Annotated in this window: 23 protein-coding genes and 2 pseudogenes; 8 read left to right on the top strand and 17 right to left on the bottom strand. The window is 65.1% G+C overall.

All coding sequences use genetic code 11. The features are described 5' to 3' along the window. Nucleotides 1-14 precede the first annotated feature (14 nt). The gene (locus RBB46_RS10920; protein ID WP_306029010.1) at nt 15-833 is read right to left on the bottom strand and encodes a 2-keto-4-pentenoate hydratase; all 819 of its coding nucleotides are present in this window, start codon (nt 831-833) and stop codon (nt 15-17) included. Nucleotides 834-1,005: 172 nt separating this feature from the next. On the opposite strand from RBB46_RS10920, the pseudogene RBB46_RS10925 reads away from it, so the two are divergent. Then, a pseudogene (locus tag RBB46_RS10925) lies at nt 1,006-1,383 on the top strand (FKBP-type peptidyl-prolyl cis-trans isomerase); the annotation flags it as partial. A 42-nt stretch (nt 1,384-1,425) separates the two neighbouring features. Next, nucleotides 1,426-1,764: pseudogene (locus RBB46_RS10930) on the top strand (rhodanese-like domain-containing protein); the annotation flags it as partial. On the opposite strand, the gene RBB46_RS10935 reads toward RBB46_RS10930, so the two are convergent. Both RBB46_RS10935 and RBB46_RS10940 read right to left on the bottom strand, forming a co-directional pair. Beyond that, nucleotides 1,724-2,413 carry a CDP-alcohol phosphatidyltransferase family protein gene (locus RBB46_RS10935; protein ID WP_306029011.1) on the bottom strand — a complete coding sequence of 230 codons (690 nt, stop codon included), beginning with the start codon at nt 2,411-2,413 and terminating at the stop codon, nt 1,724-1,726. The pseudogene RBB46_RS10930 and the gene RBB46_RS10935 sit on opposite strands and share 41 nt — an antisense overlap. Before the next feature lie 29 nt (nt 2,414-2,442). After that, a complete protein-coding gene (locus RBB46_RS10940) occupies nt 2,443-4,053 on the bottom strand; it encodes an FGGY-family carbohydrate kinase (protein WP_306029012.1) in 1,611 nt (536 codons plus the stop codon). A gap of 159 nt (nt 4,054-4,212) precedes the next feature. Here RBB46_RS10940 and RBB46_RS10945 point away from each other — a divergent pair, with 159 nt between their 5' ends. Then, the gene (locus RBB46_RS10945) at nt 4,213-5,220 is read left to right on the top strand and encodes a stealth conserved region 3 domain-containing protein (RefSeq protein ID WP_306029013.1); all 1,008 of its coding nucleotides are present in this window, start codon (nt 4,213-4,215) and stop codon (nt 5,218-5,220) included. Here RBB46_RS10945 and RBB46_RS10950 read toward each other — a convergent pair. Then, nucleotides 5,190-6,323, bottom strand: a complete 1,134-nt coding sequence (locus RBB46_RS10950) for a glycosyltransferase family 4 protein (RefSeq protein WP_306029014.1) — start codon at nt 6,321-6,323, stop codon at nt 5,190-5,192. The genes RBB46_RS10945 and RBB46_RS10950 overlap by 31 nt on opposite strands. After that, a complete protein-coding gene (locus RBB46_RS10955) occupies nt 6,320-6,970 on the bottom strand; it encodes a CDP-alcohol phosphatidyltransferase family protein (protein WP_306029015.1) in 651 nt (216 codons plus the stop codon). The genes RBB46_RS10950 and RBB46_RS10955 overlap by 4 nt, the downstream gene beginning before the upstream one ends. 189 nt (nt 6,971-7,159) lie before the next feature. On the opposite strand from RBB46_RS10955, the gene RBB46_RS10960 reads away from it, so the two are divergent. Further along, nucleotides 7,160-7,912 (top strand): phosphocholine cytidylyltransferase family protein, encoded by a 753-nt coding sequence (locus RBB46_RS10960; RefSeq protein ID WP_306029016.1) that lies wholly within the window; start codon nt 7,160-7,162, stop codon nt 7,910-7,912. 47 nt (nt 7,913-7,959) lie between these two features. Here RBB46_RS10960 and RBB46_RS10965 read toward each other — a convergent pair whose 3' ends face one another. Continuing rightward, nucleotides 7,960-9,114 carry an LptF/LptG family permease gene (locus RBB46_RS10965; protein ID WP_306029017.1) on the bottom strand — a complete coding sequence of 385 codons (1,155 nt, stop codon included), beginning with the start codon at nt 9,112-9,114 and terminating at the stop codon, nt 7,960-7,962. An 85-nt stretch (nt 9,115-9,199) separates the two neighbouring features. Beyond that, nucleotides 9,200-10,411, bottom strand: a complete 1,212-nt coding sequence (locus RBB46_RS10970; protein ID WP_306029018.1) for an LptF/LptG family permease — start codon at nt 10,409-10,411, stop codon at nt 9,200-9,202. 185 nt (nt 10,412-10,596) lie between these two features. On the opposite strand from RBB46_RS10970, the gene RBB46_RS10975 reads away from it, so the two are divergent. Next, nucleotides 10,597-11,076, top strand: a complete 480-nt coding sequence (locus RBB46_RS10975; RefSeq protein ID WP_306029019.1) for a phosphatidylglycerophosphatase A — start codon at nt 10,597-10,599, stop codon at nt 11,074-11,076. Nucleotides 11,077-11,095: 19 nt separating this feature from the next. Here the strand turns inward: RBB46_RS10975 and RBB46_RS10980 are convergent, their stop codons facing one another. From RBB46_RS10980 to aepX, 9 genes are all read right to left on the bottom strand, one after another. Beyond that, nucleotides 11,096-11,863: a phosphatidate cytidylyltransferase gene (locus RBB46_RS10980; protein WP_306029020.1), complete on the bottom strand. Its 768-nt coding sequence runs from the start codon at nt 11,861-11,863 to the stop codon at nt 11,096-11,098. A gap of 5 nt (nt 11,864-11,868) precedes the next feature. Then, nucleotides 11,869-12,699 carry an SDR family oxidoreductase gene (locus RBB46_RS10985; protein WP_306029021.1) on the bottom strand — a complete coding sequence of 277 codons (831 nt, stop codon included), beginning with the start codon at nt 12,697-12,699 and terminating at the stop codon, nt 11,869-11,871. Continuing rightward, nucleotides 12,696-13,808: an inositol-3-phosphate synthase gene (locus RBB46_RS10990; RefSeq protein WP_306029022.1), complete on the bottom strand. Its 1,113-nt coding sequence runs from the start codon at nt 13,806-13,808 to the stop codon at nt 12,696-12,698. The genes RBB46_RS10985 and RBB46_RS10990 overlap by 4 nt, the downstream gene beginning before the upstream one ends. Nucleotides 13,809-13,943: 135 nt before the next feature. After that, the gene (locus tag RBB46_RS10995; RefSeq protein ID WP_306029023.1) at nt 13,944-14,486 is read right to left on the bottom strand and encodes a DUF4833 domain-containing protein; all 543 of its coding nucleotides are present in this window, start codon (nt 14,484-14,486) and stop codon (nt 13,944-13,946) included. Nucleotides 14,487-14,670: 184 nt separating this feature from the next. Further along, nucleotides 14,671-15,909 carry an aminotransferase class I/II-fold pyridoxal phosphate-dependent enzyme gene (locus RBB46_RS11000; protein ID WP_306029024.1) on the bottom strand — a complete coding sequence of 413 codons (1,239 nt, stop codon included), beginning with the start codon at nt 15,907-15,909 and terminating at the stop codon, nt 14,671-14,673. A gap of 23 nt (nt 15,910-15,932) precedes the next feature. Beyond that, on the bottom strand, nt 15,933-16,055 hold the full coding sequence (locus tag RBB46_RS11005; RefSeq protein WP_306029025.1) for a hypothetical protein: 123 nt from the start codon (nt 16,053-16,055) through the stop codon (nt 15,933-15,935). 587 nt (nt 16,056-16,642) lie between these two features. Then, a complete protein-coding gene (locus RBB46_RS11010; RefSeq protein ID WP_306029026.1) occupies nt 16,643-17,764 on the bottom strand; it encodes a 2-aminoethylphosphonate--pyruvate transaminase in 1,122 nt (373 codons plus the stop codon). Further along, entirely contained in the window at nt 17,761-18,906 is a 1,146-nt protein-coding gene (gene aepY, locus RBB46_RS11015) for a phosphonopyruvate decarboxylase (protein WP_306029027.1), read from the bottom strand. Before aepY ends, RBB46_RS11010 begins: the two co-directional genes overlap by 4 nt. A gap of 3 nt (nt 18,907-18,909) precedes the next feature. Beyond that, nucleotides 18,910-20,547: a phosphoenolpyruvate mutase gene (gene aepX, locus RBB46_RS11020; RefSeq protein WP_306029028.1), complete on the bottom strand. Its 1,638-nt coding sequence runs from the start codon at nt 20,545-20,547 to the stop codon at nt 18,910-18,912. Nucleotides 20,548-20,741: 194 nt separating this feature from the next. Between aepX and RBB46_RS11025 the strand changes: the two genes are divergently transcribed. Continuing rightward, a complete protein-coding gene (locus tag RBB46_RS11025; protein ID WP_306029029.1) occupies nt 20,742-20,951 on the top strand; it encodes a hypothetical protein in 210 nt (69 codons plus the stop codon). 129 nt (nt 20,952-21,080) lie between these two features. Here the strand turns inward: RBB46_RS11025 and RBB46_RS11030 are convergent, their stop codons facing one another. Then, entirely contained in the window at nt 21,081-22,073 is a 993-nt protein-coding gene (locus RBB46_RS11030) for an MDR family oxidoreductase (RefSeq protein WP_306029030.1), read from the bottom strand. 242 nt (nt 22,074-22,315) lie between these two features. Between RBB46_RS11030 and RBB46_RS11035 the strand changes: the two genes are divergently transcribed. Next, entirely contained in the window at nt 22,316-23,545 is a 1,230-nt protein-coding gene (locus RBB46_RS11035; protein ID WP_306029031.1) for a CaiB/BaiF CoA-transferase family protein, read from the top strand. A 248-nt stretch (nt 23,546-23,793) separates the two neighbouring features. Further along, complete coding sequence (urtA, locus tag RBB46_RS11040; protein WP_306029032.1) at nt 23,794-25,092, top strand: urea ABC transporter substrate-binding protein; 1,299 nt, start codon at nt 23,794-23,796, stop codon at nt 25,090-25,092. Nucleotides 25,093-25,137: the final 45 nt, after the last annotated feature.

Genomic DNA, 25,137 nt, shown 5'->3' on the forward strand with positions numbered 1-25,137 from the left:
CTCGTGCACCGAGGTCACGTCAGCGCAAGGGTAATGTCATCGAGCGGCAACCCGGCGATCCGCGTGCTCCATGTCTCGCCGGGTGCCACGGGAAAGGCGCGGGTCAGCGTCCCTGTCGTGACCACGGCACCCGCCCCTATCCCCGTCGCGAGCGCGGTATCGGGCAAGCCGTCGACCATCGCCTTCAACGCACTCAAGGGCCCGCCGAGAACGTTTTCCGAATGTCCGGAATCGGCATGCTGTCCGTTCTTGAAGAGGTCGAGCGTGAAGTCGCCAAGGCGCGCCAGCCAGGCATCCCGGTTCTCGCGCGTGACCGGCGCGAAGGCCCTGTGCCTCAGCAATCCGTGCAAGGCAAACGCCGCAACGGTGTCGGCCGCCTGGAACCGCCATCCGGGAAACGGCGATTGCACGAGTTCAAATCCCAGCGCCACCCCGTCAATACAGGCGAGCAACTCCCCCTCTCCGGCGCCGGGCCGCAACGGGGCGGCGATACGAAACACGATTTCCGGCTCGATCCGAGGCTCCATCAACCCCGAGATGTCGCAGGTGGAAACGTCCGGCCCTGCCACCTCGGCGACCGTCGTGTCGTAAACAGGTCCCCAGATCGGGGCATGAACGTCGTACTCGTCCCAGATCGTTCGGTTGGTGAAACCGATCTTCCATCCGGCAGGGCGCTCGCTCCGCGCTCGTCTTTGCTTGATGATGGCCGCCGACACCTCGTAGGCCCGCACCAGCCCGAAGGTCGCGTCGTCATCCGTTATCGGCGGGCAGGACCCCGCATGCCCGGCAAGGTCCAGCAGCCGGCTGGCTAGTTCCGCGTCGTCATCTCTCATGGGTTATGGTCCTGTTCTCGCGCGCTCTTTCGATGCCGTGGCACGATGGCCGGGCTTCCCGGACCTGGCAAGCTCGGCGCCACGCCCGTCCCTTCCGACGGTCCGCTTTCCGATAGCCGGGCTCCGCGCTATCTTCCGCCAGACCCATTGTCCGATCCCGGAGATCATCTCGATGCTGAGACTTCTTATCGCGCTTTGCGCCCTTTTGCCCCTGTCGCTGGGCGCAGTCGCCGCCGAACTCGAAATCCGCGACATCGTCATCGGCACCGGAGAGGAAGCCGTTCCCGGGTCGACCGTGACAGTGCACTACACGGGCTGGCTCGCCAATGGCACGAAGTTCGACTCAAGCCTCGATCGAGGCGAGCCCTTCTCCTTTCCGCTCGGGGCAAGCCGCGTGATCCGAGGCTGGGATCAGGGGGTCGAGGGGATGCGGGTCGGCGGCAAGCGCGAACTCGTCATCCCTCCCGAACTGGGCTATGGCGCGCGTGGTGCGGGCGGCGTCATCCCGCCCAACGCGATACTGCGCTTCGAGGTCGAGCTGCTCGCCGTCTCGAAGGCCAATTTCGGCAGTCTCGACAATGATGCGCTGAAACGGAAACTCGCCGACGGCGCTGTTCTGGTCGACATTCGCCGACCCGAGGAATGGAAGGAAACGGGTGTTATCGAGGGCGCCCGTCTCCTCACCTTCTTCGATGGAAGCGGCAAGGTGAATCCCGGCTTTCTCGCAGACTTCACGGCTCTGGCCGACAGGAACGATCCCGTCGTGCTGATCTGCCGAACCGGCAGTCGTTCCTCCGTTGTCGCCCGCTATTTGGCGGAGCGCGCCGGCTACAGCAAGATCGACAGCGTCGAGAAGGGCGTCATGAACTGGATCGCGGAGGGCAACCAGGTCACGACCGCGTCCCTGCCGGAAAATTGCTGGCTTTGCTGACGCCGTCGTCCGGCCCCCACTCATCCTTCTGCGCCATGTCGGCGGCGCGCAACAATGAGACCGCGCGCCGGATGCGCTGCACCGACGTTGCATGCGCAAGAAGCGCATAGATCGCCAGGCCGGCGGCGATGGTCGTCCCGGCAGGCAGACCGACAAGCGACAGCCCTCCCGCTGCAAGCAGCATCGCGCAAAGAAAAATGATCCGTTCGAGCCGCTCGAAAAAGTCCGGCCAGGCCTCGTTGCTGATCGGGATCTCGATCGCCGTGCGTGCTTTCGCATAGCTGGTCATGACCCCGCCGGAAAAGGCGATCAGGGCAAGCGCCCATTGATCGTTGACCGCCGCGATCCCCGCGAGCACCACCAGTTCCTGATAGCGGTCGACCATCGCATCGAAATAACCGCCGGACTTGGTGCACATGTCGCGCCGCCGTGCCACGGCACCGTCCAGCGCATCGAAGGCGAAGGCAAAGGCGAGCATAAGACCGAACAGCGCTGGCTTTTCATGCCAAAGGTAGAGCGCCGAGCTCAGCGCCACGAGCGCAAGCCCTGTTGCCGTCACCTGGTTGGGGCTCATGCCGGCCTTGATGAGGGGGCTCGCCATGCGTTCCCACAGCGGGTCGATATGGCGCTTGAACAATCCGTCGATCATGGCGTTGTCCTTGAGGCCGAAAGGCCGGTTCAGCGATAAAGCGCAATGAGGCGCGAACGGTGCCGTTCGAGCATGGCGGAGCGGGCATCGCTCAAGGCCATGCCCTCGTGCTGCGGATCGTAGGTCTCGGCCGGCCCCGCCGCCAGCGCCGGCGCCGCGGCCTCCACGCTGTCAAACCAGCCCAGGCCCGTACCGGCGATTGCCGCCGCTCCGCGAACGCCCGCATGCCGGGGTGCGCGAACCACGACACGCCGTTTGAGAGCATCGGCAAGCCCCTGCGCAAAAAGCGGGTTCACCGCAGCCCCGCCGACGAGCGGCAGGGGCGCGTCCTGAAGCACGCTCTTCTGTTTCGACACCTTGGAGAGAGCCCAGCGCATGTTGAGCGCGACACCTTCCAGCACCGAGCGCAACAGAGCGCTCCGGTCATGTTGCATGCCCAGCCCGTAGAACACGCCGCGCAGGCGGTCGTCATCGACGGGAACCCGTTCGCCCGCCAGCCACGGCACGAACAGCGGGTCATCGGCCCGCGCCGGACCGATCCCTTCATAGGCACGGGCAAGTGCGCTATCGGCATCGCCTTCCGCCTCGCCGGTCAGGCGTGCGGCCCAGGCAAAGGCCGTGCCCGCGCTTTCCTGAGTCGCAATCAGCAAGGGCCTGTAGCCGACGCTTGAGGAAATTGTCGCGAAGGAATGAAAGATGTCGATTCGCCGGGAGGGGAAGAACCCGCTGAGCCAGGCACTGGTGCCGGCATAGGCGTGCAATTCGCCATCGGCCATCGCGCCGGAGCCAATGGCCGTCGCCGCCACGTCGCCGGCACCGGCAATCACCGGCAATCCCGGCTCCAACCCGAGTTCGGTGGCCGCATCCGTCAGCAGACCACCAACCGTTTCGGTGCCGTCGACGATCTCCGGCAACTTGTCGAGCGGAATACCCAGCCGTCCGGCAAGATAGGCGGACCAGCCTTCCCGCCCCTTCCTGGTGTCCATCATCCATGTGAGGTTGGCGCTGTCGGCAGTCGTCACGAAGCGCCCCGTCGCCCTGTTCAACAACCAGTCCTTGACGTCGAGAAGCTTGTGCGCACTGGCGAAGACGTCCGGCTCGAACTGTTTCAGCCACAGCATCTTGGCCGGCGGATCCATGCCGTTGTGCGATGGCGCGCCATTGGCGATGCGGGTCCATGCAAGGAGCTTGTCGAGCCGATAGCCGGCGAGCGAGGGAAAACCGCCATTCATCTGCCGCGACATCGTGCCGGCCCGCTTGTCGAGCCAGACGATCGCCGGACGCAAGGGCGTGCCCGACGCGTCGCTCGCGACAACACCGCACATCTGTGCGCAGAACACCAATGCGGCGGCGCGTTCGGCAAGATCGGGTATCAGCCCGCGCAGGTCCGCGATGCCTTCGGCGAGGGCCTTCCACCAGTCGGCCGGAGCCTGCTCCGCCTGGCCGGACGCGGGAAGCGACAATGGATAGGCCCGCATCGCGACCGCCTTCAGTGCCAGCGACCTGTCGAGCGCGGCAAGCTTGACGCCGGATGTCCCGAAATCGGCGGCAATCACGAGGTCGCGCGACAACCGGCCGGCACCGGCAATCCCGGCATCGCGCACATCCGAGTCCTGAGAACCGTTTTCGCCCACTTGCATTGCCCCCGCCTGCTGGCATCTCCAGAGCATTTGCTCCTTCGCCGGCATCGGGTTTATAGATTTCGGCGCCCCTTGAGAACCGGGGAAACAGGCCGGGGCCGCATCGGCACCACGGACGGCAACGTCCGCACATGACTTCCGGAGACTGGTGACATACCGATGCCAACCGATCGAGCCGACGCTCTTCAGCCCAATTGCGTCGACGTCGTCTACACATGGGTCGACGACAGCTTCCCCGGCTATGCGCAAACGTTGCGCGCTCACGCGACCGACCGACGCGACACCAATCCCAATCGCACACGCGACAATCTCGATCTTCTGCGCTATTCGCTGCGCTCGCTCGAAGCCTACATGCCCTTCGTGCGCCGGGTTCACATCGTAAGCTGCCGGCCGCAGGTGCCGGCATGGCTCGACACCGGCCATCCGGACATCCGCGTCGTGCATCACGACCGGATCATGGCGCCGGAGGTCCTGCCGACATTCAACTCCTTTGCCATCGTCAGCCATCTGGCGAGGATCCCGGACCTGTCTCCCCAATTTCTCTATTTCGAGGACGACATGCTGGCATTCCGGCCGCTGAAGCCAGAAGACTTCAAGGCGGCGGACGGGCGGTCGAAGGTCTTTCTGGAAGACCGGCCGTCGCCCGTGATGTCAGCGCTCGACCCGGCCAGTTCGAGCCCCTGGAACCTTGCGCTCGCCAGGGCCAACGAGGTGCTGGCGGTGGCATTCGGCGCAAAACCCTTTTCCTATCTTGCCCACGGACCGCAAATCATCGACCGGGATCTCTTCGCACGGATGTGCGAGCATTTTGCCGACGAGATCGCCGCCACGCGCCAGAGCCGTTTCCGGGCCCACGGCAATGTCCCTCCGGAATATCTCTATCCGCATTTCGCGCTGGAAACCGATGCGGCCGCCCGGGCCGACCGCGCGGACGTCCGGCAGATGGCCGGCTATGCGTCGCTGGAGAACTGGTACGCCTGGACCTGGCTGCAACTGCGCCGGCTGGAGTGGCGCAAACCCGCCACGATCACATTGAACGACAGCTTCGAAGACGCCCCCAATCCGCGCGTCGTCGCCCATGTGCGCCACACTCTCGAACGCTGGTACCCGCGTCCCTCGCGTTTCGAGAAAGCCGTTCAGCCAGGCAACGCCAGCGCCTCTCGGTAGATCTCCACAAGCCGCCTGCCCGTCGCCGGCAGATCAAGGTCCCGGGCACGCGCCGCCGACCAGCGGCTCAGCGCGGCCCGCTGGTCCGGCGTTGCAGCCAGTTCGGCAATGCGCCTGGCCAACGCCTCTGCATCTTCAGGCGGGACCAGCAGGCTGGCGCCCTCTTCGTGCCCCAAGACACCGGTGTAGCCGGCATTGGCCGCCGCAACCGGCAGCGCGCCGGCGGCCATTGCCTCGACGAGCACAAGACCGAAACTCTCGCCATAGGGTGCGGGAGCAACGAAGATATCCCAGCCGGCCACCAGTTGCCGCGCCGTTGCATCATCGGGTGTGTCGACCAGTCGTATGCGATCGCCATGGATACCCGCCATCGCTTCGCGGACAGACGGCAGAAGCGGTCCGCCTCCCGCTATCGTCAGATATGCGTTCGGAACCTGCGCGGCGATCAACGGCCAGGCTTTGAGAAGAACATGCAGGCCCTTGCGGGCCTCGAACCGGCCCAGAAAGCCGACCTCCAGCCGCCCGGGCATACGTTGCCCTTGCCCGGAACCGGCCTCCCGCCAGGGAGCCAGGTTCACGGCCGGCGGCAGAACATGCGCCGTGATGCCTCGCTCTTGCGGGCGCAGATGTGCCAGCGGCGCCTCCGACGGCACCACGACAGCCTGCGAGCGCTTCATGAAATAGCCGGCGACAGCGTGCAGCGCACGTCCGGACAATCCACCGGCATTGGCCGCGGGCAGGGTTGCGTGGAACGTTGTCACCGTCGGGAGATGCAGCCTCCGCCAGATCTGCCAGGCCATCAGCGGGGTCCACGGCGTATGCAGATGGACGACCTCCGCGCCCCATCCGTGAAGATCCGCCGCCAGGTCCCTCAATTCGCGCCGCCCGGCAAGGCTGACTTCGAACCGGGTGCCGAACATGGAAACCATGCGCGCCCGACCGCAACAGGTTGCCTCTCCGCCGGCAACGCCGGTAGGCGGATACGGCGTGACGACACGTACCGCGTGCCCCTCTTCTCTCAGCCAGCGGGACAGGTCGCGGACATGCGACTGCACCCCGCCGGGCCGGGTCATGTCATAAGGACAGATCTGGACGATCTTCATCGCGGCCCGCTGTCCCGCCCCTTGGCGAGAACCCCGCTCAGCCCCTCGGCGATATCCGAAAGCCCGTAGACCAGCAGGAACAGCGTCAGAATTGCGAGATGGCCGGTTGCCAGCGCAAACGCGAGCAGCACCGGTATCAGCCCGCTCAGTCCCGCCAGGAGCGCAAGGATCAGGCCCGTGAAGGTCACCTGTTCCTGCTTCGCCTCAACCGCTGGAGCCGGCGTGCATGTTTCGGCACGCTCGCCTGCATCGCGCACGACACGCGCGAAAAGCCGGCTCCAGCCGGCGGCCAGCCCGATCGCGCTCCAGAACGCGCCTCCCTCCCCTGCACGGTCCGCAAGTATTCCGATGCTGGCGTAGAGCACTCCCCACTGGACCATGTCGACGAGAAAATCGAACGTCGCTCCCCGGACACTCGTGCCGCCTGTCGCCCGCGCCAGCCCCCCATCCACGCAGTCGAGCACCTGAAACGCGATGGCGAGACAGACGACGGTCGTGCCGGCCAACGGCACCGACGGCAGGAACGCTGCAGGGAGCATCGCAAGCGCCACGACCAACGCCGCAACAGTCACCGCAACGGGCGCAACGCCAAGTCGCGCCAGGGGCACGATCAGAAGCATGCTCGGCAACCGGTAGAAAACAGCCACCGCCCAGTCGCCTCGCAATTCCGCCTTTAGCTTCCCCCGCCGATATTCGGACCAGAGGCCCTTTACGGTTATCGACGGCTGCATCCCCGTTCGCCCGTTCACGCTTGCTTTCAGCAGTGCCAACCGGCTATTGCCCCGGCCGGACACCTCCCCTATTACTGGACTGCCTTACCACACTCCGACGGTTTCATGCTCGATATCAAAGCGATTTTTCTGGCCGCCGGTCGCGGCGTGCGGATGGGTGAACGCGGGCGCATGACGCCCAAGGGCCTTATCTCGATCGGCGAGCGGACCTTCCTCGAGGAGGCGGTAACGACCCTGGCCGACAATGGAATGGGCAACGCTCGCGTCGTCACGGGCCATCTTGCCGAGCAGTATCGCGATCTGGCTGCAATCCGTTGCCCCGATCTCGACCTGCGGCACAATCCCGATTTCGAGGTGAAGGGTTCGCTTCAAAGCCTGCTCGTCGGGCTTGAGGGAGAGGACGGTCCCTGCCTGCTGCTCGAATCGGATCTCATTTTCGAACCGCGTGCTGTCGCCACCGTCATCGCGCGACCGGATCGCTCCGCCTTGCTTGTGTCAGGTGCGACCGGAGCGGGCGACGAGGTTCATGTCTGGGCCGACAAAACAGAGGGCGACCACTGTCTTCGCGATATGTCGAAGCTTGTCGATCGCTGGCCCGATGTTCCTCATGGCGAGCTTGTCGGCCTCACCTATCTCACCGGGGACGCGGTCCGTTACCTGAAGCGCATCGGTCCCGATCTCGTGCTCGACAACGCCATGGAAGACTATGAAAACGGTCTTGTGGAGCTTGCCCGCTCACATCCCGTGACCTGTCCGAAAGTGACTGATCTTGCCTGGGCCGAGGTCGACAACGAGGCGATGCTGGCCCGCGCCGCCGAGCAGGTGTATCCGCGCATTCTCGCCGCCCGGGCGCGCTGACGACCGCACGTTGTGCCGGACACTCCGGGAGCGGCCGGTTCCCTTCATCAGTGCGGGCGTGACAGCACCGCCTGGGCAGCCAGCGTCCCGAGCAGTGCCAGAACGATCGAAAGCCAGCTGCTGGTGAACCCCGACAGCACACCGATCTCTCCCATCGCCCACGACACTTTCGTCGCCACCAGCGCCAGATAGCCGCAAAGGGCCAGCATCACGATCCTGAAAGGCGAGACGATCCGCCCTGTCCCTGCCACCGGCGCAAGGCTCGCGCCGAGCAATGCATAGGCTCCCGGCAGGAAGAATGCCGCCCAGCGTCGCCACAAGGCAGCGTCGACATCCGGCCCCTTCAGCGGGTTGTCGTCATCAGCCAGCCGTTCAAGAGGCCGCTGGGGCAGGTAGAACGCCGGAATGTCGTAATAGGTCAGCGTTTCCGGCAGGAGATCCAGCCGCAATTCCAGGACCGGATACTGACTGATCAGGTAGAGCGACGTCTGGGCAAAGGCGGGGGGTTGCCCCTCGGTGCCGGTCTCCTCTCCCGGCAGGCGCGCCCACAGGTCGACCCCGTGGAACCGCCAGAACCCCGGCCGGCTCGACGGTTCGCCGCGTCGGGCAACGATCACGTCCCTCAGGTCGCCCGCCACGACACCCCGGTAGAACTCAACATCCGTCAACTCCGGTTCCCCGGACCTCAGGACCCTGGCCTTGAGCGCACCGCCATTGACGACAAACCAGCTCGGCTCACCGAAATCGCCGGCGGCAAACCGCCGCCCGTAGCCGCCAAGCTCCAGTTCGGCCTGGACGAAAACGGCAGCGGGCCGCAACCAGCGTTCCAGCGCGAACTGAAAGCCGCCCGTCACCAGCGCGAACAGGCACACGACGGCAAGCGTCTGTCGCGGAGACCAGCCGGCCGCCCCCATCACAGTCGTCTCGCGGTTGAAGAGGCGGATCAGTTCGGCCGCAAAGACCCCGATGAAACAGGCGACAGGGAACAACCGGGTCGCGATGTCGACAGCCCGCAAGCCGAGATAAGTCGCCAGCAGCAGAGCGGGATTGCGATCGAGTTTCCCGGCCTGCTCCAGCACCTGGTCCAGCGTCTGGGCCAGATCGATGGCCCACGCAACAATCAGGAACATGGCCATGACCAGAATGGCCGCGCCCAGATGTTGCGTGAAACCACGTCTTGCCAAAAGACCGAGGATCGGCATGCGCGGGCGCGCTCCGGTCCGTTGCAAGGGAACCGGCTGGCCGTGCCGTACAGGATATGGCGTGCCTGGTGTGATCGTCATCGCTTCAAGCCCGCTCGCGCACGGGCCGCAAAAGCGCCGCTGCCCTGTCCCGAACAGCCATGGTCGCCGCCAGGGACGCGGCCACGCCCACGCCCATCGCCGCAAGCAGCGCCATTCGAGGCTCAACCGCCGACAAGCCGCCGAGAAGGTTGCGCAAGAGAATATCGAAGACAAGAAGCGTCGCACATGCCAGCGGCATCGCCAGCATTCCGGCAACGCCGCGCCCGGCGAAGGCACAGGCAATCAGCGCCAGAAGTGGCGCCACCAGCACCGCGACGGCCCGCGCCAACCTCTCGCCTGCAATCCGCCGCGCCTCGCGCGCCGTCTCGCCGCCCGCCGCGTCAGGCCCCAGTGCCTCGAACACCGTCCACTCGCTCGCCACATCCTGGCGCAGCGCATGGTTTAGGATATTGTCGAGACTGACCGGCAGGGAGACGTTCTCCACCTTCACCTGCGGAAGGGACGGGACGTTCGCCATGTCGGTCTGCCCGAGCGCCAGCAGGTTGGGGCCGCGTCCCCGGCGGAGCACTCCGGCACCCTCGCGATGTTCCACCCGGACAAAATCATAGGCGATGACGCGTCCCAGGCCGAGATTGTAGTCCCCCTTCAAGTCGGGGCCGATCAGCTTCCAGTCGCCGGCCTGCGTCACCCGCCAACGCCCTGCCTCGCCGGGCTGGTGAACGAAAAGACTCTCATGCGGTGGATCAACACTCGTATCGGAGAGCGCAGCGAAGGTCTTGCCCCGGATCGTCTCGATCAGGGTACCCTCGCTCGGACCGGTAATGCGGTCGAACAGGAGTTCGCTCTTCAACTTGAAGATAACCGTGCGCGTCGCATTGCGTGCCAGCGGATCGATCACGCCGGAAACGGCAAGGCTTGCAAGGAAGGCAAGTCCGCCGAGCGACAGAGCCACGCGAACCGGCAGGGTCCACGCAACCCCCGCTGCCGACAGCGCCACCATCTCGCGCTCCTCACGGGCGGCGGAGAAAGCGAAGTAACCGCCGATGACACAGGCAAGCGCCAGGGCGAAGTCGAATATCTCGGGCGAGGTGAGCAACAGCACGGAAACCGCGGAAGCAAGGTCACCGCCATTGCCCAGCACCTCCTCCAGGATGCCCGTGAGCTTTTCCGCCAGGAATACGATCTCGATCGTCACGACGACGATCGCGACCCTGCCCAAGGCACGCAGGAAGAGAGATCGCGCGGCAAGCGACATCAACGGTCTCACCGACCGGTTGCCTCGTTCGATGCGAGCGGCTCCGTCCCCGCCAGGCATTCCCGTCCCGGATTGTCCTTCCGTCTCATCGCTCCCCGTCATGTTTCATGCTATTGCGGCACCGGCATCGGTCCCGTGCTCGCGGGTGCGCCGCGATTCCGTCACGACATCATAGGGCCGTCGCCATGTCCCGTCTTGTTCATAGAGTGAAGCAGGGCCTCGCGCATACGCTCGCCCTTTCCTTTGGCGCCGGCCTGTCTCCGGTCTGGCCGGGAACGGTGGGCGCGGCGGTGGGTCTCCTTTGCGCCGTCCTCCTCCGCACTGTCCCGCCAGCCGGCCAGGTCGCCGGACTGGTTCTGATGTTGATGATCGGCATATGGGCATCCGCGATTGTCGCCAGGGCATGCCGGGAAGACGATCCGCAATGCGTCGTCATCGATGAAAGCTTCGGCGCGGCCGCCACCGTCCTGGCCCTCCCGCCGGAACCGCTGTGGTGGGCCTTGGGCTTCGTTGCCTTCCGCTTCTTCGATATCGTCAAGCCATTCCCGGTCAACTGGGTGCAGGACCATGTGAAAGGCGGCACCGGCATCATGCTCGATGACGCCGCCGCCGCCCTCTATGCCATCGCCGTACTCTGGCCCGTGTCCCGATTGCTTGCTGTGTAAGGACGGAACAATCCCGGTCTCACCAAAGACCCGCCAGCCACACAAGGGCGGGCGCCGCGATCAGCCAGGCATCCGTGATATCGAGAAGCCCCCCTTGCCGCGGCAGCACCTGCGGATAGTCCTTTACACTGGAGGCCCTCTTCAAGCGCGAGCCGGCAAGGTCCCCGGCAATCGCCGTCACCGCAATCAGGATCGCGGCGGACAGCGACGCGCCGATGCTCCAGTCGACAACGAGCGGACCGGCCAGCGCGGCCGTCAGCCCCAGCATGACGGCGCCCGCGACAAGCCCCTCGACGGTTTTTCGGGGACTTAGCCTGGGAAAGGCCGGCCGGCGCCCGAACAGCTTTCCGCCAAGCAATGCATAGCTGTCATAGGTTTCGACGAGAAGAAACGAGACGAGCACCAGTCCCGAGTTTTCGGGTTCACGCGCCACCATGACGAACAGCAGCACGGGAAAGCCCGGAAAGACGGCGACCTCGACGGCAAGCCGCATGCGCTGGGTCGCCGTTGCACCCGGCCAGCGCAGGCCCGCGACGCACAAGGCCTCGTAGGCGATCCGGACGGCCAGCAGGCCGAGCAGCGCGTCCAGCCAGGGCGATCCGAGCGCGAAAGGCAGCAGGGCGCCGGCAACGATTGCACATTCGGTGGCAAAGACCGGCCAGAGAGGACGCGCGCGCGGTGCCGTCGCCGGCAGCAGGCTGCCGACACCCAGCAGCACCGCGCCAATGACCAGGCAGGCGAGAACAGCAACGGCGGCGAGTTCGAAGGAGAGTGTCTGGGTCGACATCGCGCCTATCCGCGACGGGTGCGCGCTACCCGCGTCTGCCAGATCCGCAGAGCCGGCGCCAGCAGGCTGTGCGCGTGGGCAAGCAATGTCATCTGTGCGCCCGGCGCAACGATGAAGCGCCCGTTCTCCACCCCCTTGACGATACGTTCCGCCACCGCCTCGGCCGACCACAACCCGCCACCGGCTGTGATTTCCCGGGTCGCTTGCGGCTTTGTCTCGTTTTCGGCGGCGAGTTGCGGCGTGTCGGTGTCCGGCGGGTAAGCCAGCGTTACGCCGATGCCATGCGGGGCAAGCTCAACGCGCAACACTTCTGCAAGACCGCGCATGGCGAATTTCGAAGGTGCGTAGGCCGAATAACCGTAGATGCCGAAGAAGGCCGCGCCAGACGAAACGAAGACCATGCGTCCGCCGCCCGCCGCCGCCATCCGCGGCGCCAGCGCGTGAGCAACATTCAGCGCGCCCATGTAATTGGTGCGCATCTGGGCGGCATGATCGTCAAGCGGTTGATCGAGAAAGTGCCCCGGGCGGGCAATACCCGCATTCATCACGGCCCAGCGAGGCACGCCCAGCACATCGACAAGGTCGACCAATGCGGCACTGACGGCCACCGGATCGCCGACATCGGCGGAGCGGCACTCGACACGCGCGTGCGGAACCTCGGCGACAACGGCATCCCGGACCTCGGCAAGACGCTCCGTCCCTCGGGCCACCAGCGCAAGGTTGTATCCACGCTGGGCGAGCAGCAATGCCAGCGCCCTGCCAATACCACTGCTGCCGCCGGTGATCAGAGCCACGGGGCGCATTGCGTCGCCGCCGGACGAGGTCGCCGTGCTCACGCGGCCCGTTCCCCGGCGAAAGCAAGAAGGCGGTCATATCCTTCCGCATCCTCGATCTGAACCGGAGGATGCTTGAAAAGAAATGCGCTCGCATCCTCGACCGGACCGGAAAGCCCCTTGTCGCGGGCGATTGCCGCGCAACGAATGGCGATCAGCGCCATCGCCGCCGCATTGGGCGAATCCTCGACCTCGAGCCGCATCTCGACATGGGTGCGCACCCCGCCGAAAAGCCTGCCCTCGAGCCGCACATAGGCAACCTTGCGATCCTCCAGCCAGGGCACGTAGTCGGACGGGCCGATGCGGATCTCGTTTTCGGTGAGACGCGCGTTCATCGCGGTCTGCACCGCCTCGGTCTTGGACTCGCGCTTCATCGCCAGGCGGTCGCCGTCCATCATGTTGAGAAAATCCGTATTGCCGCCGACATTGAGCTGATAGGTGCGGTCGACCTTGACCCCGCGCATGTCGGCAAGCCGCGCCAGTGCCCGGTGGGTGATGGTCGCGCCGAACTGCGCCTTGAAGTCGTCACCGAGGATCGGCAGACCGGCGCTGGTGAAGCGGGCAGCCCACACCGGGTCGGAGGCTATGAAGACCGGAATCCCGTTGACGAAGGCGCATCCCGCCTCCAGCGCGCATTCGGCATAGAACTGCGTCGCCTCGATCGAACCGACCGGCAGGAAATTGATCATCACCTCCGCCTCGGCCGCGCGCAGCGCCGCGACAATGCCGGCCTTGTCGAGCGCCGGTGCGCTCGAGACGACGAAGCTGCGATCCGGCGCCTGGTTGCGCATGAAAGCCGAGACCCCGTCAAGATCGGGACCTCGCAGCACCGGCGCCGTCATTTCCGAGAGGTCCCGATGGAAGATCTCGGTGCAGTTGGGAAGCGCCACCGCCGCCTCCCCGACAGTCCGACCGACCTTGCGCGCATCAACATCAAGCGCCAGCACAATCTCGACATCCTGCGGGCGATATCCGGCAAGAACGGGAAACGGAACGCCGACGGCGGCCTCGCCAAGCGCGCGACAATAGGCGACGCCCTGGACAAGCGAACTGGCGCAATTGCCGGCACCCACAACGGCAGTGCGGATCGTTCTGGCGGAAGAAGCGGTCATGATCGTGTTGTTACCCCCGAACCCGGCCCGGCTGCATGGTCCGCGCGCCGTCCGGGCATCCTTTGCCCACACCCGGAAACCCTGTTCCGGGTGGAAATCTCCTGCCCGCCGGCCTGGTCGCCGGCGGAGCAAGGGTTACTCTATCTGGATGCGTTCGACCAGCGCACGGCCGGTCTGCGTATCGTGGCCGGTGACCACAACTTCCCGGACACTCGGCATGAGGCCGCTTTCATCCACATCGACATAGGCGTAGCGCATTCGCATCTGGCGCCCGTCCACCGGAAGCAGCAGTTCCGCCCGCCCCGGTTCGACCAAGCGCAAGGTCGCCCTGCGCTCCGGGTAGGAAACCACATAAAGGGAGAAGACATCCGGATCGTCGGTGGCGCGGGCGCGCACGCCAAAAGCGAAACTGTCCTCGATCATCTTCAGCGCAAGCCGCTCGCCCGTCGTGTTGAAGCGCCGCCAGTAGGCCACGATCGGCTGGCGCGGATCGAGCTTGCCATCGTCGAGAAACCGCGCGGCATAGACGACCGTGTTCGAGTTGGTGGACCGCTGCAGGTAGAACACCATGCCCGGATCGTCGGGCACCGGGAAGTCCGGACGGACAACCGGCAGGCTGTCGACCTCTTCGACGACAGACCCGCTGGCGCGCTGCTGCGCGCTCCCATGGGTGATCACGGTGCCTTCCTGGGCGAACGCGGAAACGGCAGGAGCCGCAATCGCGATGCCCGCGGCCAGCACGCAAGGGACAGGCGAAGGGAGCAGCCGCCATGGCAAGGCCGCAAGCGAGGCGCGCCAGAAGCTCCGTCGGTGCGGTTTCATCGCAAGACCCACTCTGCCCGATCCTGCCCCGCGTCCGCCCTCAGGCGCCCATCACCGCCGTCTGCAGCTCGCCGCCGGCGCCCGCGTTTCCCGCGACCACTCCGGCGACAATCCCGATTGCCTTGTCCATCTGCTCGTACGTGTGATCCGCCGAGATGAAGAAGCGGATGCGCGGCTGGTCCTTGGGTACTCCCATCTGGACAATCGGCGGTGCATAGACGCCCTGCTCCAATAGCACCTGCGATGCGATCATCGTCTGCATCGAGGTGGCGAAGAGGACGGGCACGACGCCGCATCCGATGGCCGCACCCGTGTCGAGACCGGCCTCGCGGGCACGATCCCGGAAGTAGAGGGAATTATCGTGGAGACGCGTCACCCGCTGCGGATCGGCCTGCAACTGGTCTAGCGCTCCATGGGCGCTTCCCAGGGCCGCCGGCGAAAGGCCCACGCTGTAGACGAAACCGGGCAGCGTGAAACGCAGCCATTCGATCACGCCTTGTTCGGCACAGATGAACCCGCCCGACGACACAAAGGACTTGGACAAGGTTCCAACGGTCAGCTCTATCCGTTTCGGATCGACGTCGAAATGTTCGCAAAGCCCACGACCGGTGGCCCCGAGAACGCCATAGGAATGAGCTTCATCGACAAGCAGCCATGCATCATGCGCTTCCTTCAGCGCCACGAGCCTGGGAAGGTCGGGTATATCGCCGTCCATCGAGTACAGCCCCTCGACGACAACAAGGACGTTCCGATACTGGCCCCTGAGCTCGTCAAGCTGACGCTCGAGGTCGTCGAGGTCGTTATGGGCAAAGACCCGATGATCGTAGCGACCGTTCTTGGCCCCGACGAAAATCGAATTGTGGGCCAGTTCGTCGATCAGCACCAGATCGCGCGGCCCCATCAGGTAGTTGATAAGGGAGACATTGACGAGATAGCCGCTGACCAGCGACATCGCGTCCCCCACGCCCAGGAAATCGGCCAGCTTGCGCTCAAATACACGGTGACCGGCCCGCTCGCCGCCAACGAGGCGCGACGCGCCCACGCCGGTGCCCTGGCGGTGCAGTTCCTCGCTCGCCGCCGCGACCACGTCAGGATGCTTGCTGAGGCCGAGATAGTCGTAGTGGGCGAAGCTGATGAACGGGATGCCGTTCCGCTCGCAAAGCTCACGTTGCTGGTCGACCGGGAGAAAATAGGGGTTGTGCTGTTCGATGATTGCCTTGCCGGCAAGGCGAAAACGCCGTTCAGCGACTACGGCAAAGCTCGGCCGATCAGGCTTCATTCTTGTTTACCCCCAGAACCCGATCAACTGTCGAAAACAATTCGGGCCTTGTCAATTTCTTCAGTTGCGATATTTGCTTCGGCGACGCCCACAGCAGGAACCTCGCAAGGGGGTTCTGCTGTCCTGCATGCACCGATGTCATCCATCGGTCTTCCGGCGGTCTGGAAGCCGCAACCTGTCTCGACGACAGGAACGGCAAGATGATCGTAACCGGCGCATCTCCCGCCAGAGAGCTCCCCAACCCGAAGGTCCGACGCCAGCCGCCGCTATTGAATTCTGTTCAGGCTGATTTCGCTAAATAGCCGAAAGGCGTGGTACTGTCGAGTAAGCCAACGAAACGCTCACCGCCATCAGACGACCCAACAGCCCCGCAGTCCCTCTGCGCGCCGGACAGGTGCCTGTTCCGTGGCCTGCGCTGCGAAAGGCGTCACCAAGGATCGCATCCGGCCTGCAACAGGCGGAAATTGCTAGGTTTTGAAACCATCCGATTGGGTCACAAGACAGGCCCTTTGCCGATACGCAACAACACCGAGATATGGGGAGGACTGCGACAAGCTGCCTCCGCTTCTCGCACTTTCCTTCTTGGCTGACGTTTTCCACGGCCTCCGGCACGCCTGGGCAGGTGAACTTACCCTTGGGAAACTCCGCAAGCCAATGTTTTAATTGATTTTTTTGTAACCGACTCCGCTTTGGCCGATATCATCGGGACGGAGCTCGTTCCAGACCGGCAAGGCTAGCGGATCAATTTCTGTTTCATTTCTGTCACAACGGCTTCTGCCGCCGCCAGAAACCGTTCGATGACCCCGGTATCGATCGCCCCGATGGTCCCCACCCGAAATGTGCCGAGTTCCCGCATCTTGCCGGCATAGATCGCAAAGCCCCGGCGAGCGAGCGCGTCATAGAACGGATCGAACCGGTACCACTCCGCCTTCGGCTCGACAAAGGACACGATCACCGGTGCCTGCAGCTCGGGTTCCAGTGCCGGGCGAAAACCCAGCCTGCGCATGCCATCGACCAGTGCGTCGCGGTTTCCCCGGTAGCGGGCGAGGCGTGCTGCCGGACCGCCCTCGTCCTCCAGTTCCGCCAATGCCTCGACAAGAGCCGCCACGACATGCGTCGGTGGCGTGAAACGCCATTGCCCGTCGCCTGACAGAGCCCTTGCCTGATCGTGAAGGTCAAGCACGAGCGAAGGAGCCACTCCGGCACGCGCCTCGAGCTCATCGTGCCGGGCGATCACGAAACCAAGTCCGGGCACCCCCTGAAGGCACTTGTTGGACGAGGCCGCAACTGCCGAAATGCCGAGCGCGGCCATATCGAGCGGCAGCGCTCCAAAGCCGCTCATGCTGTCGACAAGGAGGCGACGGCCGGCGGCGCGTGTGACCGTCGCGATGTCCTCCAGCGGATTGAGAAGCCCCGAGGTCGTCTCGCAATGAACCGCGGCGACAACCGAAAGGCCCTGATCGCCGGCAAGTCTGCGCCCCAGTTCCTGGGGATCGTGGGTCGCAGTCTCCTCAACCTCGTAAACATCGAAATCCCGGCCGATCCGTCGACAGATCTCTGCCATGCGCCGGCCATAAGCCCCGTTGACGAGCAGAAGCACCCGCTCCTGAGGCGCCACGAGGCTGCCCAGCATTGCCTCCACGGCAAACGTGCCGCTGCCCTGAAGCGGCACGCAGACATGCTCCGCGTCTCCGCCGGCGAGCACCCGAAGCCTGTCAAGCATCGCTGCGCTGAGCCGCACGAATTCCGGATCGCGCGACCCCCAGTCGCGCTGCATCGCCGCCTTGACCCTTGCGCTGGTGGTCAACGGGCCGGGCGTCAGCAGCACCGTCCCGACCCGGACATCCCCCGTCATCGCGCGCTGCTCTCGTCAAGATGCGTCCGGAACCGGCGCGCGACCTCTGCCGGAGTGATGCCCGGTCGACCGAGACCGGCGACCTGTTCGGCCGCGACCTTCAGATGCAGCAGGCGCGGCCCCGGAGCGCCAAGCGCTTCCCTCACTGCCGCAAGGCCCGCTTCCAACCCGCTGGCGCGCGCGGCAAAGCGATAGCCACAGGCGCTGGCGATCGCGGCAAAGTCTACACCCGGCGAAACCGTCGCCTGACCGCCTGTCGACAAGTGACGTTCATTGTCGAGGATGACGTGGGTGAGGTTGTCGGGCTGTTGCGCTCCGATCGTTGCCATGTTGCCCAGCTTCATCAGCGCGGCACCGTCTCCGTCGAGCACCACGATCTGGCGCCCTGTGTTCAGTGCCGCCCCGAGCCCGATGGCACTGGCACCCCCCATCGAGCCGACGCAGTAGAGATGGCCGGGATGGTCCTGCAACGTGTAAAGCTCACGCCCCGTATGCCCCGTGGTCGCAACGATCCCCGCGCTTTGCGGAACGATATCGCGGATCGCCGCAAGCAGATCCATCCGCCGCGCCGGGGCGGCGCCGCCGAAGTCACCGACCTCGACCCTGGGAAGCGGCTCCGGGCGCATTTCGTCAAGCGAGCGTGATGCAATCGCCCCCTTGGGCTGGATCATCGCCACCGGCTGTCCGGTTGCCCGCATATGCGTGACCGCGACGGCAAGGGCCGGCTCGATCTCCCCGGCCGAGGTCGGAAACCCGACACGATGCGTTCCCACCAGATCGAGCAGCGGCGCGGTAATCTCGCCCATCAACGCGTGCTGCGGCTCGTCCGCCAAACCCGGCTCGCCGCGCCAGGTGGCGATGACAAGCGTCGGTATCCGAAACGGGTGGTTGAGCGAGGTCAGCGGATTGACCGCATTGCCAAGCCCTGAATTCTGGAACATCACGACAGTCTCTCGACCGGCGAGCCAGGCGCCTGCCGCGATCGCCACGGCCTCTCCCTCGCTGGTGGCTCCGACATAACGGGCGCCCGGGTCGGAGATCACCGCGTTCATCAGCGGCGTCAGGAAGCTGCAGGGAACACCAGTGAAGAAATCGATGCCCTGCCGCTTGGCACCGGCGAGAAAGTCGTCTGCCTCGATCATCGGTTACACCGCGTCCCGCGCCTGGGCGAGGTCCATCAGGTCGTTCACGTTGCGCCAGAAACCGCGCACATAGACAACGCCGATCGCCTCTCCCTCACCCGCCATCACCGTCAGCACGCGGCCGAGATCCGCCTCATCCAGTTCACCGCTAGCCTCCATCCGTCGGAGTGTCTCCTGAAGCCGCGCCGTGCCCGCCACACTGGCTCTCAACAGGCCGACCCATTCACCGTCTCCTTCGCCGGTCACAAAACCGCTCAGGCGCGGCGCGTCGCCCTCGAGACCCGGATCGTCGGTAAACGGTGCGGTGCATGCGACGGAATCGCGACCGCTACGCGTCCCCTCGGCACGCGGGTCGACCAGCAGGACGATGTCTTCCTGCCGATCCTCCATCAACGCGAGGAAAAACGGCCGGTAGAGAATATCGCCATAGGACACGATCGTGCCGGCGGCTTCCGAGCCGAGACCGAGCGCCAGAGAACGCGCCTCGCCGGTCGTCTGGTGATCGGGATTGTCGATCTTGGAGATACCGGCAACGGCCACCGCATCGCCGCGATAACCGACCACAACGCGAATCTCCTCCACCCCGTGACGCTTCAACGCGTCGACCTGCCGGCCGAGCAACGACTTGCCGCGCACCGGCAGCATGCATTTCGGTCGTTCTGCCGTCAGTGCGCCAAGCTCCTCGCCGCGCGTCGCGGCGAGAATGACGGCCCGCGCCGGACTGGACGCCGCCAGGTAGCGCTTTTCCGCTTGCTCCAGTTCCTGGGCACCTGCAAGCGAGAAGACGTCGCCGAGCGGGGCGACATCGCTTTCCACCTCGAGCAGCGTTTCCTGCGCCCGCAGGGTCGCACAGGTCTCCCGCATCGCCTTGATCGAACTGCGCAGATTGTGATTGGCCCAGATGATCATCGAGGCTCCGGCCTCGCGCAACCGCTCGGTCGGCGTACGGTAGTACTTGGTCGGGATCAGAACCACCGGCACGCGGTTCTCCCATTGCCGGCAGAAATCGAGGATCTCGTCAGCCGAACTCTTCTTCGAGTGAATGACGATCGCATCTGCACCCGCATCGGCATAGGCATGCGCGCGCCGCAGCGCTTCATCCACGCCGCGTCCCGCGATCAGCGCCTCGACGCGGGCCACCACCTGGAAGTCGGGATGACTCTGCGTGTCCTTGCCGGCCTTGATCTTGCCGCAGAACTCCTCGATGTCGGCCAGCGGCTGGTTCTCTCCCAGGAACGAGTTCGTCTTCGGAAAGATCTTGTCCTCGATGCAGACGCCTGCGATGCCCCGCGCGCACAGCTTGCCGACGAAGCGGCGGAAATTGTTGAAATTGCCATAGCCCGTGTCGCCATCGACCAGGATCGGCAGACTGGAGGCGTCCGACATGTATTCGAGCATGTCGAGCACCTGCGTCCAGGACAGCTCGTTGTTGTCGCGCACGCCCAGCGACGCGGACATCGACAAGCCCGACGCCCAGATGCCCTCGAAGCCGGCCTCTTCCACGATCTTGGCGGAAAGCCCGCTATGCGCCTCCATCAGGAAGGCAAGTTCCGGACGGGCCAGCAACCGCCGAAGCCGTGTGAATTTCGATGCGCCTGCCGTTGCGGCGTGACTGCCGGGCGCTCCGGTGTTCGCGTCCATTGGCACCCTGTCCCCTTCTGTCCCCCCGGGCGACCCCAAACGTCCCGGCACCTCATCCCTGAGGCGGCTCATTGGTAACGAAGCCCCGTGTGAAAGGGAAGACGGCCGCGGCGGACGGAGAACTTCAAATCGCGATGGCAGGATGGTACACTGCAACCTTTAGGGGAATTCGCATGTGACGAGGGGACCCGAAAATGAGTTTCGCAAACTGGGGAAAGACCAAAAAGCAGATTGAAGCAGAAAGGGCGGAGACCGAGAAATTCCATCGGGAAATCCGCGAAGATCTCGACGCTCATTCGCGCAAGCTGCATGAAGAGAACATGGAGCGAATGCGCAAGAGCAGCGAGAAGCAGTTGAAGCAGTGGCGGCTTGCGCAAAAGGGTATCTATTACGAGGAACTCTAGACAAGCCGAACGGCGGTGTTCCGGAGCCGACCCGCGACCGGGCGGCCTGCGGGATCGCGGGCAAGGCTGGCGCCCGCACCGGCCCGGGCACAATCGCGCCCGGGTTCAAATTTGCATCGCTGCCCTTGTTCAGGCGTTGACGTCGACGACGACGCGCCCGCGCACCTCGCCGGCAAGGATCGCCCGGCCTAGCTCCGGCAGGTCGGCAAGGCGCGCCGGCACCACCATCCCGTTAAGCGCGTCCATCGGCAGGTCCGACGCGATCCGCGACCAGGCCCGCACCCGGTCCTCATACGGGCGCATGACGGAATCGATGCCGAGCAGGTTGACCGCGCGCAGCAGGAAAGGAACCACGGTCGCCGGCAGGCCCGCCCCGCCTGCAAGACCTACAGCCGCGACCGAGGCGCCGTATTTCATCTGCCCGAGCACCCGCGCCAGCATCGCCCCGCCGACCGCATCGACGCAGCCCGCCCAGGTCTCGCTCTCCAGCGGCCGCTTGACCGTTTCCGCGATCTCCTCGCGCGCAACGATACGCGAGGCGCCCAGCCTCTTGAGATAGGCTTCCGTCTCCGGCCGGCCGGTCACCGCCGCGACCTCGTGGCCGAGTTTCGCAAGGATCGCGGTCGCGACAGAACCGACGCCGCCGGCAGCCCCCGTGACCAGAACCGGGCCATTGCCGACCTTCAGCCCGTGATCCTCCAGCGCCATCACCGCCAGCATGGCGGTGAAGCCGGCCGTGCCGACCGCCATGGCATCGCGGGTGCTGAGGCCCTGCGGCAAGGGCACCAGCCAGTCGGCCATCACCCGCGCCTTTTGCGCATAGCCACCCCAGCGCACCTCACCGACGCGCCAGCCGGTCAGCACCACCTTGTCGCCGGGCGCATAGCGCGGATCGGAGGAGGTCTCGACCGTGCCGGCAAAATCGATGCCCGGCACATGCGGCCAGGCGCGCACGAGCCCGCCGCCGGAACCAAGGCACAGCCCGTCCTTGTAATTCAGCGTCGAATACTCGACCGCCACGGTGACGTCGCCCTCAGGCAGACGGTCTTCCGTGATCGCCTCGACCTTGGCCGACACGACCCCCGCCTCGTCCTTGTCGACGACCAGCGCGTTGAAGCTCATGGCTTTCCTTCCCTTGAACCTGTCCTGGACCTGTCCTGGGACCTGCCCTTCATCTCTCCGCCCATTGGTACCGGCCAGCAAGGGCGATGAAAAGCGGCACGGCAATGAAGGGAGGTTTCGACCGCTCCCCACGCTCCGGAATGATGTTCTCACGCCAAGTCATTGGACGCATGGCGATGCCGGGGCTATGACCGGGGGAAGCTTGCCCCTCCTTTGTTCAGGAAAGAAGGCGTTTCCCGATCATGACCGCCCCGCTGTCGCATCTGCGCGTGCTCGATCTCTCCCGCGTCCTGGCCGGCCCCTGGTCGACCCAGGTACTGGCCGACATGGGCGCCGATGTCATCAAGATCGAGCGACCCGGCAGCGGCGACGACACGCGCGGCTGGGGCCCGCCCTTCGTCGCGGACGGGGCGGCGGCCGGCGAGAGCGCCTATTTCATGGCCGCCAACAGGGGCAAGAAGTCGCTCGCCGTCGATATCGCCAGCGAGAAGGGCCGCGCGCTGATCGTCGAGCTGGCGAAGAAGTCCGACATTCTGGTCGAGAACTACAAGGTCGGCGGCCTGAAGAAATACGGCCTAGACTATGACAGCCTCGCCGCCGTCAATCCGGGCCTGATCTACTGCTCGATCACCGGCTTCGGCCAGACCGGACCTTATGCCCAGCGCGCCGGATACGATTTCATGATCCAGGGCATGGGCGGGCTGATGTCGGTGACCGGCGAGCGCGACGCGCTGCCGGGCGGCGGACCGCAGAAGGCGGGCGTGGCGCTCGCCGACATCCTGACCGGGCTGAACGCCACCATCGCCATTCTTGGTGCCCTCGCCCATCGCGAGCGCAGCGGCGAGGGCCAGCATCTCGACATCGCCCTGTTCGACGTGCAGGTCGCCTCTCTGGCCAACCAGGCGCTGAGCTACCTCGTCTCCGGAAACTCGCCCGTGCGCATGGGCAACGCCCACACGGCCATCGTGCCTTACGAGGTCTTCGCCAGCTCCGACGGCCACCTGATCCTCGCCGTCGGCAATGACGGCCAGTTCGTCCGCTTCTGCGAGGTCGCCGGCCGGCCGGAGCTTGCGGCCGACCCGCGCTTTGCCGTCAACCGCGACCGGGTCGCCCACCGGGAGATCCTGGCGCCGATGGTCGCCGAGATCATCGCCACCCGCACCACCCGCGAGTGGATCGAGGCACTCGAGGCCGCTGCCGTGCCCTGCGGCCCGATCAACACCATAGCCGAAGTATTCGAGGAACCGCAGGCCAAGGCCCGCGGGCTGATGAACCCGGCCCTGCCGCATGGCAGCGGCGGCACGGTACCGGGCGTCGCCAGCCCCTTGCGGTTTTCCAAGACGCCGGTCAACGACAGGATCGCCCCGCCCGTGCTCGGCGAGCACACGCGAAGCGTGCTGGCCAACGTCCTTGGCCTGTCCGACGACGAGATCGCAGGGCTGGAGGCGGACGGGATCGTCGAGGCAAAGTAGCGCAATCTGCCGCTGCGGCAGGCATGCCGAAAAATTGTGCACTTTTTCATTGCACTGCACAATTGTGCAGACATCCCCTGAGCCAGCCTTTTTGCCGGGCTGGGGTCCCCTGCCGGCGATCCTGCCGGCAAAGCGAAGCGAATCCAGCCTGTTAAGGTTTCGGTAACATCTGCGGGCGAGTTGGCACGCATCTTGATCCTCTGTGTCGCGGCTCTTCCTCCCAGGGAGACGCGACAGAGGGGAAACAAATGAAAAACCATCGTTCAGGTTCAATCGCCGCACTCGCGCTCGGCGCGCTCATGGCCTCGACCGCCTTCACCGGTGCCTTCGCCCAGGAGGAAACCATCAAGGTCGGCATCCTGCACTCGCTCTCCGGCACCATGGCCATTTCGGAGACGACGCTGAAGGACGCCATGCTGATGCTCATCGAGGAGCAGAACAAGAAGGGCGGCCTGCTCGGCAAGAAGCTCGAGGCGGTCGTCGTCGATCCGGCTTCCGACTGGCCGCTCTTCGCCGAAAAGGCCCGCGAACTGGTTCAGGTCAACGGCGTCTCGGCCGTGTTCGGCTGCTGGACCTCCGTGTCGCGCAAGTCCGTGCTGCCGGTTTTCGAGGAGCTCAACTCGCTGCTTTTCTACCCGGTCCAGTATGAGGGCGAGGAGAGCCAGCGCAACGTCTTCTACACGGGCGCCGCCCCCAACCAGCAGGCGGTTCCCGCCGTCGATTACCTGATGAACGAGGAAGGCGTCGAGCGCTGGGTTCTGGCCGGCACCGACTATGTCTATCCGCGCACGACCAACAAGATCCTCGAAGCCTACCTGAAGTCGAAGGGTGTGGCCGAGGAAGACATCATGATCAACTACACGCCGTTCGGGCATTCCGACTGGCAGACGATCGTCTCCGACATCAAGGCCTTCGGCTCTGCCGGCAAGAAGACCGCCGTCGTATCCACCATCAACGGCGATGCCAATGTTCCCTTCTACAAGGAGCTGGGCAATGCCGGCATCAAGGCCGAGGACATCCCGGTCGTCGCCTTCTCGGTCGGCGAGGAAGAGCTTGCCGGCCTGGACACGGGCCCGCTGGTCGGCCACCTCGCCGCCTGGAACTACTTCCAGTCCGTCGACACGCCGGCCAATGCCGAATTCATCTCCGCCTGGAAGGCCTATATCGGCGACGACAAGCGCGTCACCAACGATCCGATGGAAGCCCACTACATCGGCTTCAACATGTGGGTGAAGGCGGTGGAGAAGGCCGGCAGCACGGATCCGGATGCGGTCATCGACGCGATCGTCGGCGTTTCCGTGCCGAACCTCACCGGCGGTTACTCCGCGATGATGCCGAACCACCACATCACCAAGCCGGTGCTGATCGGCGAGATCCAGGACGACGGTCAGTTCGAGACCGTCTGGGAAACGTCCGGCCTCGTCGTCGGCGACGCATGGTCCGACTATCTCGACGGCTCGAAGGACCTGATCGCCGATTGGCGCAAGCCGCTCTCCTGCGGCAACTTCAACACCGTCACGGGCAAGTGCGGCGGTTCCGGCAGCTAGGCCGACCTGTCGCATCCAGAGGGGAGGGAGGCGGGCGACAGATCC

Origin of the sequence: Stappia sp. MMSF_3263 (assembly GCF_030733745.1) — a bacterium.
Taxonomy (GTDB): domain Bacteria; phylum Pseudomonadota; class Alphaproteobacteria; order Rhizobiales; family Stappiaceae; genus Stappia.

Bases quoted from the DNA above. Each gene is read 5' to 3' on its own strand.
- RBB46_RS10920 (WP_306029010.1), bottom strand. From the start codon at position 833: ATGAGAGATGACGACGCGGAACTAGCCAGCCGGCTGCTGGACCTTGCC.
- RBB46_RS10935 (WP_306029011.1), bottom strand. From the start codon at position 2,413: ATGATCGACGGATTGTTCAAGCGCCATATCGACCCGCTGTGGGAACGC.
- RBB46_RS10940 (WP_306029012.1), bottom strand. From the start codon at position 4,053: ATGCAAGTGGGCGAAAACGGTTCTCAGGACTCGGATGTGCGCGATGCC.
- RBB46_RS10945 (WP_306029013.1), top strand. From the start codon at position 4,213: ATGCCAACCGATCGAGCCGACGCTCTTCAGCCCAATTGCGTCGACGTC.
- RBB46_RS10950 (WP_306029014.1), bottom strand. From the start codon at position 6,323: ATGAAGATCGTCCAGATCTGTCCTTATGACATGACCCGGCCCGGCGGG.
- RBB46_RS10960 (WP_306029016.1), top strand. From the start codon at position 7,160: ATGCTCGATATCAAAGCGATTTTTCTGGCCGCCGGTCGCGGCGTGCGG.
- RBB46_RS10965 (WP_306029017.1), bottom strand. From the start codon at position 9,114: ATGCCGATCCTCGGTCTTTTGGCAAGACGTGGTTTCACGCAACATCTG.
- RBB46_RS10970 (WP_306029018.1), bottom strand. From the start codon at position 10,411: ATGTCGCTTGCCGCGCGATCTCTCTTCCTGCGTGCCTTGGGCAGGGTC.
- RBB46_RS10975 (WP_306029019.1), top strand. From the start codon at position 10,597: ATGTCCCGTCTTGTTCATAGAGTGAAGCAGGGCCTCGCGCATACGCTC.
- RBB46_RS10980 (WP_306029020.1), bottom strand. From the start codon at position 11,863: ATGTCGACCCAGACACTCTCCTTCGAACTCGCCGCCGTTGCTGTTCTC.
- RBB46_RS10990 (WP_306029022.1), bottom strand. From the start codon at position 13,808: ATGACCGCTTCTTCCGCCAGAACGATCCGCACTGCCGTTGTGGGTGCC.
- RBB46_RS11000 (WP_306029024.1), bottom strand. From the start codon at position 15,909: ATGAAGCCTGATCGGCCGAGCTTTGCCGTAGTCGCTGAACGGCGTTTT.
- RBB46_RS11005 (WP_306029025.1), bottom strand. From the start codon at position 16,055: ATGGATGACATCGGTGCATGCAGGACAGCAGAACCCCCTTGCGAGGTT.
- RBB46_RS11010 (WP_306029026.1), bottom strand. From the start codon at position 17,764: ATGACGGGGGATGTCCGGGTCGGGACGGTGCTGCTGACGCCCGGCCCG.
- aepY (WP_306029027.1), bottom strand. From the start codon at position 18,906: ATGATCGAGGCAGACGACTTTCTCGCCGGTGCCAAGCGGCAGGGCATC.
- aepX (WP_306029028.1), bottom strand. From the start codon at position 20,547: ATGGACGCGAACACCGGAGCGCCCGGCAGTCACGCCGCAACGGCAGGC.
- RBB46_RS11025 (WP_306029029.1), top strand. From the start codon at position 20,742: ATGAGTTTCGCAAACTGGGGAAAGACCAAAAAGCAGATTGAAGCAGAA.
- RBB46_RS11030 (WP_306029030.1), bottom strand. From the start codon at position 22,073: ATGAGCTTCAACGCGCTGGTCGTCGACAAGGACGAGGCGGGGGTCGTG.
- RBB46_RS11035 (WP_306029031.1), top strand. From the start codon at position 22,316: ATGACCGCCCCGCTGTCGCATCTGCGCGTGCTCGATCTCTCCCGCGTC.
- urtA (WP_306029032.1), top strand. From the start codon at position 23,794: ATGAAAAACCATCGTTCAGGTTCAATCGCCGCACTCGCGCTCGGCGCG.